13 protein-coding genes are annotated in these 12,816 nt (G+C 45.6%); 11 read left to right on the top strand and 2 right to left on the bottom strand.

All coding sequences use genetic code 11. The features are described from left to right. Nucleotides 1-168 precede the first annotated feature (168 nt). The 6 genes from sigW (at nucleotide 169) to glmS (ending at nucleotide 7,273) form a co-directional block, all read left to right on the top strand. Nucleotides 169-732, top strand: a complete 564-nt coding sequence (sigW, locus tag M654_RS22930; RefSeq protein ID WP_026585614.1) for an RNA polymerase sigma factor SigW — start codon at nucleotides 169-171, stop codon at nucleotides 730-732. Between the two features lie 13 nt (nucleotides 733-745). Then, complete coding sequence (gene rsiW / locus M654_RS22925; protein WP_026585615.1) at nucleotides 746-1,384, top strand: anti-sigma-W factor RsiW; 639 nt, start codon at nucleotides 746-748, stop codon at nucleotides 1,382-1,384. Nucleotides 1,385-1,522: 138 nt separating this feature from the next. Then, entirely contained in the window at nucleotides 1,523-2,344 is an 822-nt protein-coding gene (gene cdaA / locus M654_RS22920; RefSeq protein WP_026585616.1) for a diadenylate cyclase CdaA, read from the top strand. Then, nucleotides 2,337-3,653, top strand: a complete 1,317-nt coding sequence (locus M654_RS22915) for a CdaR family protein (RefSeq protein WP_026585617.1) — start codon at nucleotides 2,337-2,339, stop codon at nucleotides 3,651-3,653. The genes cdaA and M654_RS22915 overlap by 8 nt, the downstream gene beginning before the upstream one ends. A 20-nt stretch (nucleotides 3,654-3,673) precedes the next feature. Further along, nucleotides 3,674-5,020 (top strand): phosphoglucosamine mutase, encoded by a 1,347-nt coding sequence (glmM, locus tag M654_RS22910; protein ID WP_026585618.1) that lies wholly within the window; start codon nucleotides 3,674-3,676, stop codon nucleotides 5,018-5,020. Nucleotides 5,021-5,470: 450 nt separating this feature from the next. After that, on the top strand, nucleotides 5,471-7,273 hold the full coding sequence (gene glmS / locus M654_RS22905) for a glutamine--fructose-6-phosphate transaminase (isomerizing) (protein ID WP_026585620.1): 1,803 nt from the start codon (nucleotides 5,471-5,473) through the stop codon (nucleotides 7,271-7,273). Nucleotides 7,274-7,556: 283 nt separating this feature from the next. Here glmS and M654_RS22900 read toward each other — a convergent pair whose 3' ends face one another. Beyond that, a complete protein-coding gene (locus M654_RS22900; RefSeq protein WP_026585621.1) occupies nucleotides 7,557-8,246 on the bottom strand; it encodes a DUF6273 domain-containing protein in 690 nt (229 codons plus the stop codon). Between the two features lie 194 nt (nucleotides 8,247-8,440). On the opposite strand from M654_RS22900, the gene M654_RS22895 reads away from it, so the two are divergent. Both M654_RS22895 and M654_RS22890 read left to right on the top strand, forming a co-directional pair. After that, nucleotides 8,441-9,142, top strand: coding sequence for a TioE family transcriptional regulator (locus M654_RS22895; RefSeq protein ID WP_026585622.1), 702 nt, complete (start codon nucleotides 8,441-8,443; stop codon nucleotides 9,140-9,142). Between the two features lie 161 nt (nucleotides 9,143-9,303). After that, a complete protein-coding gene (locus tag M654_RS22890) occupies nucleotides 9,304-9,864 on the top strand; it encodes an NAD(P)H-dependent oxidoreductase (RefSeq protein WP_026585623.1) in 561 nt (186 codons plus the stop codon). A 33-nt stretch (nucleotides 9,865-9,897) separates the two neighbouring features. Here the strand turns inward: M654_RS22890 and M654_RS22885 are convergent, their stop codons facing one another. Continuing rightward, nucleotides 9,898-10,242 (bottom strand): winged helix-turn-helix transcriptional regulator, encoded by a 345-nt coding sequence (locus M654_RS22885; protein WP_026585624.1) that lies wholly within the window; start codon nucleotides 10,240-10,242, stop codon nucleotides 9,898-9,900. Between the two features lie 451 nt (nucleotides 10,243-10,693). On the opposite strand from M654_RS22885, the gene M654_RS22880 reads away from it, so the two are divergent. The 3 genes from M654_RS22880 to M654_RS22870 all read left to right on the top strand — a co-directional run bounded on the left by M654_RS22880 (nucleotide 10,694) and on the right by M654_RS22870 (nucleotide 12,775). Beyond that, the gene (locus M654_RS22880; RefSeq protein WP_026585625.1) at nucleotides 10,694-11,014 is read left to right on the top strand and encodes a hypothetical protein; all 321 of its coding nucleotides are present in this window, start codon (nucleotides 10,694-10,696) and stop codon (nucleotides 11,012-11,014) included. A 148-nt stretch (nucleotides 11,015-11,162) separates the two neighbouring features. After that, nucleotides 11,163-11,465 carry an ArsR/SmtB family transcription factor gene (locus tag M654_RS22875; RefSeq protein ID WP_026585626.1) on the top strand — a complete coding sequence of 101 codons (303 nt, stop codon included), beginning with the start codon at nucleotides 11,163-11,165 and terminating at the stop codon, nucleotides 11,463-11,465. A 134-nt stretch (nucleotides 11,466-11,599) separates the two neighbouring features. Further along, entirely contained in the window at nucleotides 11,600-12,775 is a 1,176-nt protein-coding gene (locus M654_RS22870; protein ID WP_026585627.1) for an MFS transporter, read from the top strand. Nucleotides 12,776-12,816: the final 41 nt, after the last annotated feature.

Genomic DNA, 12,816 nt, shown 5'->3' with positions numbered 1-12,816 from the left:
ATCTATTTACTACGTATAATAATTTTAAGCTAATATTAAGCGCTCGATCCAGCGGAAACCGTCTACACCCTGTCATTTATTTGATAAAATATTTTTATGCATTTCATGAAACCTTTTAAAAATCAATTCGTATACATAAAGACCGGTGAAGGCAGAGGTTAGATAAATATGGAAACAATGATAAAAAAGAGAATCAAACAGGTGAAAAAAGGCGACCGTAACGCATTTGCAGACATCGTGGATATCTATAAAGACAAAATTTATCAGCTTTGCTACCGTATGCTCGGCAATGCGCATGAAGCGGAAGATATTGCGCAGGAAGCATTTATTAGAGCATACGTGAATATCGACAGTTTTGATATCAACCGGAAGTTTTCCACGTGGCTTTATCGAATCGCAACCAATTTAACCATCGACCGCATTCGCAAAAAAAAGCCGGACTATTATTTGGATGCAGAGGTGGCAGGGACAGAAGGACTGACGATGTATTCCCAAGTTGCGGCGGATGCTGCGCTTCCAGAGGATGAAGTGATTTCTTTGGAGCTGCACAGCACCATTCAGGAAAAAATCTTAAGGCTTCCCGATAAATACAGGACGGTCATCGTATTAAAGTACATTGATGAGCTCTCACTCATTGAGATCAGTGAAATTTTAAATATTCCCGTGGGAACTGTAAAAACGAGAATACACAGGGGCAGAGAGGCTCTCAGAAAACAATTAAGGGATCTTTAAGTGGGGTGATGAAATGAGCTGTCCGGAGCACATTGTTCAGCTTATGCATAAATATCTTGACGGAGACATTCTACCCGAAGATGAAACGCGACTAAAAGAGCATCTGCAATCATGTGAAAGGTGCAAAAAACACCTTCGTGAAATGGAGAAGTCTATTGCTCTAGTGCAAAGCACGTCGCATCTTACAGCTCCGGCAAACTTTACAGCTAATGTGCTGGCAAATCTGCCGAAGGAAAAGCGGACGGTGTCCATTAACAGATGGCTGAAAGCCCACCCGTTTATTGTGGCGGCAGCTTTATTTGTGATTTTAATGGGCGGCAGCTTTTTTTCGAGCTGGCAAAATGACCACGACTTCAGTGTGTCCAGCCAGCCTAATCTCGTCGTGAAAAACAACACGGTCATCGTACCTGAGGGCGAAGTTGTCAAAGGCGATGTAACCGTGAAAAACGGCAAGCTGATTATAAAAGGTAAAATAGATGGCGACGTAACCATTGTAAACGGAGAAAAATATACGGCTTCAGCCGGACAAGTCACCGGTCAGATCCACGAAGTCAATAAGGTGTTTGACTGGATCTGGTACAAAATCAAGTCAACAGGAAAAGCGGTTTTCGGCGGGGGTCACTCGAAAGATCAAGAGCAAAGCGGACATTAGGGGCTTTGCTCTTTTTTTAGGGAAGGCAGTCATTTCACTTGGAAAATCAAATTGTGCTATAATAGCCTCTGTATAAATATCATACGATTTTGTAACATATTAACTTTACTAATGACTGAATTCTTGGAGGACGAGGAAATGGCTTTTGAGGATATCCCTTTCTTGCAGTACCTCGGCGATGCCGTTGATATTCTCCTTGTTTGGTACGTAATATATAAATTAATGATGGTCATCCGCGGGACGAAGGCGGTTCAGCTTTTGAAGGGAATCGTAGTCATTGTTCTCGTCCGGCTGGCCAGTCAATATTTAGGCTTAAGCACCCTGCAGTGGTTGGTTGACCAGGCGATAACATGGGGGTTTTTGGCAATTATCATCATATTCCAGCCTGAATTAAGGAGAGCGCTGGAACAGCTTGGACGGGGACGGTTTTTTTCCCGGAGCGGAACCCCTGAAGAAGAGCAGCAGCAGAAAACGATCGATGCGATTACAAAGGCGATCAAATATATGGCGAAACGGCGCATCGGTGCTCTGTTAACCATTGAACGGGAAACCGGAATGGGCGATTACATAGAAACGGGGATTCCTTTGAATGCAAAGGTCAGCTCTGAACTATTGATCAACATCTTTATTCCGAATACACCGCTTCACGACGGCGCTGTGATTATGAAAAATGACGAGGTGGCCGCAGCCGCCTGCTACCTTCCGCTGTCGGAAAGCCCTTTTATTTCTAAAGAGCTCGGCACGAGGCACAGGGCGGCGGTAGGGATCAGTGAAGTGACCGACAGCTTGACGATCATCGTATCCGAAGAAACCGGCGGAATCAGCGTTGCCAGAAACGGGGACCTTCATCGTGATTTATCGGAAGAAGCTTTGACGAACATGCTTGAGGCGGAGTTCAAGAAAAATTCGCGGGAAGCTTCCTCAAATCGCTGGTATTGGAGGGCGAAGAAAAATGGATAAGTTTTTAAACAATCCTTGGGCCGTCAAGGTTGTCGCGTTATTGTTCGCGTTCCTGCTTTACTTTGCGGTCCACAGTGCGCAAGCTCCGACCCCGAAGAAACCAGGTGAATCGTTTTTCCCGACAACGACGACAGATGAAGCAACGCTCACCGATATACCTGTAAAGGCGTATTATGATGATGAAAACTACGTTGTTACAGGCGTACCGCAAACCGTGAATGTCACGATCAAAGGGCCGACTGGAACTGTAAAGAAAGTAAGACAGGTTAAGGATTTTGAGGTCTACGCAGACATGCAGGACTTGAAGACAGGAAGACACAAAGTTGAACTGAAAGCCAGAAACGTTGCCGACGGGCTAAGCATCTCCATCAATCCATCGGTAACGACTGTGACGATCGAAGAAAAAACGTCGAAAGAGTTTCCGGTTGAAGTCGACTTTTACAATAAAAACAAAATGAAAGACGGCTACACGCCGGAACAGCCGATTGTCAATCCGAAAAACGTCAGTGTCACAGGCTCCAAAGCCGTGATCGACAGAATAGCAAGCATAAAAGCGACGATTAATTTGGAAGGCATCGATCAATCGGTTGAAAGGGAGGCCAAGCTGACGGTCTATGACCGGGACGGCAATGTTCTTCCGGTGGAGGTTGATCCTTCCGTCGTCAACATCACCGTTCCGGTTACAAGCCCCAGCAAAAAGGTCCCGATCAAACTTGATCGGAAAGGGAGCCTTCCGGACGGCATCAGCATATCCAGTGTGGATACAAGCCCTGGTGAAGTAACGGTCTACGGACCGGAAAATGTTCTCGATTCGTTAGAATTTGTCGACGGCCCTGAGCTTGATTTAAGTAAAATTAAAGATGACACTGAATTGGAAGCTGATGTTCCGGTGCCTGACGGCGCTAAAAAAGTGTCGCCCGAAAAAGTCAAGATTAAAGTGAAAGTAGACAAGGAAGAGGACAAAGAACTGAAAAACGTTTCAATCAAGGCCGTTGGGCTGAATGACAGCCGCAACCTCGAGTTTCTCGACCCAAAGACGGGTAAGCTTGATATTACGGCAAAGGGGTCTGAGGCCTCGATTGAAAATCTGCAGCCGTCAGACATAGAGCTGTATATCAATGTGGCTGATCTCGATGACGGTGAGCACGATGTCAAGCTTGAAGTGAACGGACCGCAGAATGTAGCGTGGTCGCTGCCGCAGAAGAGCATTAAAGTGAGAATTTCTTCTAAAACATCTCAAAAAGAAAATGACAAAGGTCAGGATGAAAAAGAACAGGATCATTCTGAAACAGATTCACAACCTTCATGAATCAAAAAGGAGCGATATTAATGGGCAAGTATTTTGGAACAGACGGTGTGAGAGGTGTGGCAAACAGTGAACTTACACCCGAGCTGGCCTTTAAAGTCGGACGTTTTGGCGGATATGTCCTAACAAAAGATAAAGAACGTCCCAAAGTGCTGATCGGCCGTGACACACGTATTTCCGGACATATGCTGGAAGGGGCCCTTGTCGCCGGTCTCCTCTCGATAGGAGCGGAGGTCATGCGCCTTGGCGTCATTTCGACGCCCGGTGTCGCATATTTGACAAAAGCCATGGATGCTGAAGCGGGAGTGATGATCTCGGCTTCCCACAACCCTGTCCAAGACAACGGTATCAAGTTTTTCGGCGGCGACGGCTTCAAGCTGTCCGATGAACAGGAGCTTGAAATCGAGCGTCTGATGGATCAGCCGGAAGATACTCTCCCAAGACCGGTCGGCGCTGATCTCGGAATGGTTAACGACTATTTTGAAGGCGGACAGAAATATCTGCAATTTCTTAAGCAGACTGCCGATGAGGACTTTACAGGCATTCATATCGCGCTCGACTGCGCACACGGGGCGACATCGTCGCTTGCAACCCATTTATTTGCCGATCTTGACGCAGATGTCTCAACGATGGGGACGTCTCCGAACGGATTAAATATCAATGACGGGGTAGGATCGACACACCCAGAAGCTCTGGCGGCATTTGTGAAAGAAAAGGGAGCGGACGTCGGCATGGCGTTTGACGGAGACGGCGACCGTTTGATCGCTGTGGATGAAAAAGGACATATTGTCGACGGCGATCAAATCATGTACATATGTGCGAAGTATTTGAAGAATGAAGGCCGTTTAGCAGACAATACCGTGGTTTCAACCGTTATGAGCAACCTCGGCTTTTACAAGGCGCTTGAAGCGGAAGGCATTAAAAGCGTTCAAACCGCTGTCGGCGACCGCTATGTAGTGGAAGCGATGAAAAAAGACGGGTTTACGCTCGGCGGTGAACAGTCCGGACATCTGATTTTCCTTGATTACAACACAACTGGAGACGGTTTGCTCTCAGCGATCATGCTGATGAACACGATCAAGATGACGGGCAAGCCGTTATCAGAGCTTGCGGTGGAAATGCAGAAGTTTCCGCAGCTTTTGATCAATGTCAAAGTGACGGATAAATATAAAGTGACAGAGAACGAAAAAGTTAAAGCCGTCATCGAACAGGTGGAGCAGGAAATGAACGGCGACGGCCGCATCCTCGTGCGTCCGTCAGGAACGGAGCCGCTTGTCCGCGTGATGGCCGAAGCCAGAACGAAGGAGCTTTGCGAGCAATATGTAGGCCGCATTGTCGATGTCGTGAAGGCGGAAATGGGAGCGGAGTAATTTTCCGCAAAAGACGAATGAACAAGACAAGCTGATTCGGCATACGATAAAGGGAACCGGTGCAATCTTGAAAAAAATGTGAACCATTTTAAAAATTGTTTGACGGTTCAATTATGCGTGTAGTAAAATCAGCTTGTCTTGTTTTATTTAAAAGGAAAGGCAGGGTAGAGAGAATTTTTGATAGTTATAGCGCCCGGACTAAGCGTACGGATGACAAAGCTTAGTTGACGAGGATGGAGGTTATCGAAGTATTCGGCGGATGCCTCCCGGCTGACCTCAAAGATCACAGCCGCAAGGATTTCCTCAAACCAAAGAGGCGACTCTTTGAACAAAGGGAAATCGCATGATCTTCCAACAAATAAAAACATGTAGGAGGGGACGGAGAAATGTCCCCGCCTTAAAAGCAGACTTTCTTCGTCTCCTGCCTGCGACTTTAGGAGGAAGAAACATATGTGTGGTATTGTAGGTTATATTGGCCAGCTTGATGCAAAGGAAATTTTATTAAAAGGCTTGGAAAAATTGGAGTATCGCGGCTACGATTCAGCCGGAATCGCTGTAGCGAACGAAGACGGCGTGCACGTATTCAAAGAGAAAGGCCGCATTGCCGATCTGCGCGCAGCCGTTGATGAAAACGTGGTATCCCAGGCGGGAATCGGACATACACGCTGGGCAACCCACGGAGAGCCAAGCCGCTTAAACGCTCACCCGCATCAAAGCGCATCAGGCCGTTTTACACTTGTGCATAACGGTGTCATCGAGAACTATGTTCAGCTGACACGCGAATATCTGCAAGGTGTAACCCTTAAAAGTGATACGGATACAGAGGTTGTTGTGCAAGTGATCGAACAATTCGTCAACAAAGGTCTTGACACTGAAGAAGCGTTCCGCCAAACGCTCATGCTGCTCAAAGGCTCTTATGCGATTGCATTATTCGATCATGAAAACAAAGAAACCATCTATGTTGCGAAAAATAAAAGCCCGCTTCTTGTCGGCCTTGGAGACAATTTCAATGTTGTCGCGTCTGATGCGATGGCAATGCTTCAAGTGACAAATGAATATGTGGAGCTTATGGATAAAGAAATGGTGATTGTCACTGACAAAAAGGTCATGATTAAAAACCTTGACGGTGAAATCATGTCCCGTGCCTCTTATATTGCAGAGCTTGATGCCAGCGATATCGAGAAGGGCACATACCCTCACTACATGTTAAAAGAAATCGATGAACAGCCGCTCGTCATGCGGAAAATCATTCAAACATACCAGGATGAAAACGGCAAGCTCTCCATTCCGGGAGATATCGCCGCAGCCGTGGCTGACGCTGACCGCGTTTATATTATCGCCTGCGGAACGAGCTACCATGCCGGTCTTGTCGGTAAGCAATTCATTGAAACATGGGCAAAAGTTCCGACTGAAGTTCATGTCGCAAGCGAATTCTCTTACAACATGCCATTGCTTTCTGAGAACCCGCTGTTTATCTTTATCTCTCAAAGCGGAGAAACGGCTGACAGCCGCGCCGTTCTCGTACAGGTAAAAGAGCTCGGCCACAAAGCGCTGACGCTGACAAATGTACCGGGATCAACGCTTTCCCGTGAAGCGGACTACACGCTTCTGCTGAATGCCGGACCGGAAATCGCGGTTGCATCAACGAAGGCGTACACAGCGCAAATCGCCGTTTTGGCCATCCTGGCGGCCGTCACTGCGGAAAGCCGCGGCAATGAACTCGGCTTTGACCTTGTTAAAGAGCTCGGCATCATCGGAAACGCGATGGAAGCCCTTTGCGACCAAAAGGATGAAATGGAAATGATCGCGCGTGAATACTTGACCGTTACTCGCAATGCCTTCTTTATCGGCCGGGGACTCGACTACTTCGTCTGCCTTGAAGGCTCCCTGAAGCTGAAAGAGATTTCCTACATTCAAGCTGAAGGCTTCGCCGGCGGCGAACTGAAGCACGGCACGATCGCTTTGATCGAAGAAGGCACACCGGTCATCGCTCTTGCGACACAGGCACACGTCAACTTAAGCATCCGCGGAAACGTCAAAGAAGTGACCGCCCGCGGCGCCAACCCTTGCGTGATCTCCCTGAAAGGTCTGGAAGAAGCAGACGACCGCTTCGTCCTGCCTGAAGTGCATCCGGAGCTCGCACCGCTCGTCTCCGTCATCCCGCTGCAGCTGATCGCATACTACGCAGCACTGCACCGCGGCTGTGACGTTGATAAGCCAAGAAACTTGGCGAAGAGTGTGACGGTGGAATAGGCGTTCACTTCGCAAAATATCTACCCATGAAAGCATGGGTAGATATTTTTTATTTTCTGGAGACTACATGCTAGACAATACGTGTGATGGAGAAGAAGGGAAAGGACAACCTGCTATAATGAATAGAGTTGAGAAGTCGGTAAATCCACAGAAACGAGGGATTCGTTTGAAGGAACTCACTTAGAACTCTTTCATCAGGATGTAAAAAGTCCAATTTCTCAGCTATACTGTGTTATGTTTATCACGGCGAAATGGGGTCTTCCCACGAAGCCTGTGGAACTTATCATTGAAGATTGATGTTTAAAGCGGGACGAACACCATAACCAGCTATACTGTTGTTTCCATAGCTGCGAATGCTGAAATTTGTCCCGATAAAAAACGCGCGCGAAGGCTTGTTTCCTTGAGTTCGCAGCCACCACCAGGAACAGCCGAATTCTTCGCCGTTTCTGATGATATAGTCATTTTTATTCGTTTTATCGTACACATATAAGTTGCATCCATCGGGTTTTTTCGTTTTGGCAAAGTCCGTTCCAACGGCGCGCCGAAAATCGTTGCCGAGTATATCAGATAAATTCTTTATCTCGCTAACGCTAAGCAAAAAAATCTTGTCCTCTGTATCCTGGCTGCTCTCTCCGTTGTCCGTGCAATAAGTCGTTTTTATCAATTCTTTTTCGGCGGTATTGAATGCGGTGTGATAGAATTCATCGTTCAGCCACTTGCGCAAATCACAGTCACGCCAGGTTATATCTACGCAATCACGCCACGTCATATTTACGGACTTGCCGTGATACCGCTTGCAATCCAAAATGTACTCGCTCACAATGAACAGCTCTTTACCTGAATGTTTCAGCACCCGCCACTTGATCGGCGATCTGTCTGTGCCGTCAGCAGTCTGCGGATAAGTGCCAAAAGTAATGATTTCGCCGGGCTTTGCATTCCAATGCGGTGTTGAAGCAATATGATCACTTTCCAATGAAATCTCCTCCATTTCGTATCTAGTTTCATTGTATAACATTTATGCAAGTGCGAAGGTTAAGTCAGCATACCCTTGATTTTCTTCATATCAATATAAAAAACTTTATCAATGTACTTTAATGTTTTTCTCTAAGGTTTGTGTATGGGGTATCGTGAAATTTACACTTGTGATGATGAAAGGAAGAAGAAGAGATGCGTTACTACAAACCGATTGAGATTGCCAGAGAACTCAACATCAGCACAAGCGCGTTGCGGCACTACGAATCCTGGGGAGTGGTTCCCAAACCCGCTCGGGATGTCAACGGCTATCGCCTCTATACTAAGGTGCACTTCGCTTACTTTCGGTGTCTGCGTACCATGTTTGCCGGCTTTGGGGTGGGGGTCACCTGTGAAGTACTGCGATCCATACAAAACGCTGAGATGGACAAAGCGTTTTGGCTTGTCAACAAAGAACAAGCCAACCTGCAACAAGAAAAAAACTCTGCAGATCAGACCTTGGCGTTAATAGAGAACTTGGAGTTGCCGACTGACGAAACAAATATAAAACAAATGATGACAATTGGTGAAGCCGCAGACTTTACGAAGGTGAACGCATCAGCGATCCGCCATTGGGAAAAGGAAGGGTTATTGACTCCAAAACGTGATCCGGAGAATGGTTATCGGCTGTTCACGCCTCTGCACATACGAAAGATCCTCCTCATAAGCACACTGAGAAAGACCGTCTATTTTCTCAAACACATGGAAGAATTTGTGGAGGCTATTGAAAACCAGAGTCTTGAACAAGTGAAAAAAGTCTTGGAAAAGGCGCTTTCCAGCATCAATAAGCGTAACCGCGAGCAATTACGCGGCGTGCATCAGCTGATTGAGCTTTGCAATGTGTTGGACCTTATGTAACGAAATAGCGCTGATTTCACCTTGATATAAAAGATAAACGATAGCTGGAACCGCTTGATGCTTACCTCTATGTAAGTACCTGTAGTAAAAGTGCATACTTACATATTTTCCGTGTGCCCTTTATACTCAGAATGAAAATATCCTTTTAGGAGGGCAAGTCTTTGAAAACTCTTGTTATCGTTACACACCCAAGGATCGAAACATCAGTCGTTAATAGGCGTTGGGTAAAAGAACTCCAAAAGTATCCGGAAAAGTATACTGTCCACGAATTGTCCACGGTTTATCCTGATGGAAACATAGATGTAAAAGCAGAGCAAACATTGGTTGAATCCCATGGTAACCTTGTGCTTCAGTTCCCTATCCATTGGTTTAATTGTCCGCCTCTTCTTAAAAAATGGCTTGATGATGTTTTGGTTTATGGATGGGCTTACGGTTCAAATGGCGGGAATCAATTAAAGACTCGCAAAGTGGCTTTAGGTGTAACTGCCGGAATCAAAAAAGAAGATTATCGTGAAACCGGAAGATACCGATATACGCTCGAGCAAATATTAGTTCCGTTTGAAACGACATTTCTGTATTGCAATGCCGATTATCGCTCGTTCTTTGCGTTTTACGGCAAAGAAAGCAATCCCGGCGGAAACGAAGAAGAAGAACATGCACCTGGCGCAAGCGAATTGGAAAAAAGCGCACAAGATTATTTGAATTTTATTGACAGCCTGTAATGGGAGCATAAAAAAGAGGCCCTAAAGAGCCGGCTATTTGTTTTTCTCTCCCCACTCGCACATCATATTCAACAAAGGAACAAGAGAAAGACCGCGTTCAGATAATGAATACTCAACCTTTGGAGGTATTTGAGGGAATTCTCTTCGTATGATAAGGCCGTCTGCCTCCAGCTCCCTTAACATGATGCTGAGCGTTTTAAAGGAAATGGTACCGATGCTTCGCTTCAGCTCATTATGCCGCATCACCTTGTTTTCAGACAGCCAATAAATAATGATCATTTTATATTTGCCGCTTATTAAGGATAACGTATATCCAAAGCCCGTGTCCTTGAGGTCAACGCCAGTCGGAACACACGTTTTTCCGGTTTCACTTCGCATCACATACACTCTCCTTTGAAAAAATGTCCTACAATAGATCATTATGTAATCTTAAGGAAAGGATGTAAAGCAAGATCGCTTTCCATCATGCTGCCTTCATAAACGCAGTTGAGACAATGCCGCGGAACGGCTTGCTTATGTCTGAATGGCTTTTCCTTAGGTGAAAACGAGAAGCTCATTTCCGGAGGGAAGCTTCTGACTCTACCTGATGATGGAGAGCTGAAAAAGAGCATAGAAATGTGTTTTAACGATCAAGCGATCATATTTTTTCATTCTATTATTTTCACTGATAGGTTATATCATAGGCTGTCGGGTTCAGTCTCGTTAGAAACCAATAGATCACGCGGCCTTTTTTTGGTAATCTTAAAAGGGGTTAAAAAGCTCGTAGATAGGGAGCCGGTCCTATTGATGCTCTTATAATAGATTTTAAAATTCCTGAGGATGTGTAATCGTGAATCAAGAAACATATATTGAAATGAGCAGGACATCACAGTACATGAATAAATGGAGAGGATTTTCTGTGCTGATTGATGGGGTTGAGGCAGGAAAAATCAAGGATGGAGAGAGTGTGCGAATGGATTTACCGCCTGGCGAACATACTATCCAAGTGAAAATTGATTGGTGCACAAGCCAAATATTAAGGTTTACTTTAGATGAAGGAGAAGTGCTGAAGTTTAGATGCGGAAGTCCGATCCGGGGGTGGAAGATATTCGCGGGGCTGTTTTCTGTTTTGGGAAGTCCAGAGAAGTATCTGTTTATCGAGCAGGAATAGGCGGGGATCGTGCTGACGGGGATTTAAACTGCGGACAACACCGTTTTGGGCAGGCTAATGGCCCGAATAGAATTGGTCATCATGGGAAAGGGATGTTTTGGTGTAAACACATATTGACATATCGGGATATTACGATATAATGATTCCTATGGAACCAATTGAAATTTTCAAGGCGTTATCAAATGAATCAAGACTGCAGATTTTGCAATGGCTGAAGGAGCCTGATCGTCATTTTACACCCCATGAAGGGATTGATATGAACACAATCGGGGTCTGTGTCAGCCAAATCACTGACAAATTGAAAATGACGCAATCAACGGCTTCCCAATATCTTACCATCCTTTTAAGAGCCGGCCTGATTAAGGCGGAACGAATCGGAAAGTATACGTACTACAAAAGAGACGAAGAGGCCATTGAAAAACTTGCTGACTTTCTGAAAACAGAGATATGATGATAAAAATAAACATCTCAAGGTGTTTATTTTTACGCCCTACATATCGACATATTGCGATGTGTTTATTTTTTAAATCTAAATATCGATATTTCGCGATATGTTGATTCATAATGATGAAGGAGTGAACATTGATGTCTAACACCTGGAAAATTTATATTTTAGCCATTGTGAGCTTCCTGGTAGGAACCTCAGAGTACATCATTTCCGGTATTTTGGATCAGATTGCTCATACACTTGGGATCACATTAGCTGCTGCGGGCCAGCTGATTACGATCTTTTCACTTGTATATGCTATTTTTACACCGATTCTCATGGCGCTGACCGCAAGCATGGATAGACGGAAAATCATGATTTATGCACTCGGTTTATTTGTGGTTGGAAATATCCTCGCCTTTGTCCTGCCTGGTTATGGATGGTTTATTGCAGCACGGGTCATAATGGCGATGGGGGCAGGTATGGTTGTTGTAACCGCATTGACGATTGCCGCCAAGATCGCGCCTGAAGGTAAGCAGGGCAGTGCGATTGCTACTGTCGTCATGGGATTTACCGCTTCCCTCATCATTGGTGTTCCACTCGGAAGAATGACAGCGGAGACGTTGGGCTGGAAATCTGTATTTGGCGGAATTGCTCTATTGGGATTCATCGCAATGATCATTATTTCCTTTATGATTCCGCATACGGAAGGAGATAAGCCCGTACCTATACGTCAACAGCTTTCCCTTTTGAAGAAGCGAAAAGTTGCGATGGGGTTATCGATCACTTTTTTCTGGCTCGGGGGATATTCCGTTGCTTATACTTATTTATCACCATATCTCCTGACCGTTTCAGGGATAAGCAGCCATTTGCTGAGCGGCGTTCTGCTGATTTTTGGCATCGCCAGCTTGGTTGGATCGAAGTTTGGAGGATACAGCACAGATAAGTGGGGAGTGCCCTTTACACTCGTCGGCGGGATGACATTACATGTCATCACACTGATTTTGCTGTCGCTTGTCACCCATTCCTATATCGGTGTGTTGGTGATTCTCATTCTATGGTCGTTTGCCGCATGGTCTACCGGCCCGACACAGCAATATCATCTGGCTACAATCGAACCGGAATTATCAGGTGTATTGCTTGGCATCAATCAGTCGATGATGCAATTTGCCATGGCTGTAGGTGCAGGAGCAGGGGGGATTTTTGTAGAGAACGTATCATTGGCTTCGATCACCTGGATTGGTGCATTGGGGGTTATGATCGCGATTGTCGCTGCTTTGATGACGTCCCATTTTAAACAGAAAGCGCCACATTTAAAAGAAATCAATCAATAATACCTTGCCTTGAAGATTCAATGGTTTCATTGTCATATTCA

This window comes from Bacillus sp. NSP9.1 (assembly GCF_000465465.2).
GTDB lineage: Bacteria > Bacillota > Bacilli > Bacillales > Bacillaceae > Bacillus > Bacillus sonorensis_A.
Note: the sequence above shows the minus strand (reverse complement) of the source record. Positions and strands in the feature narration are given on the sequence as shown.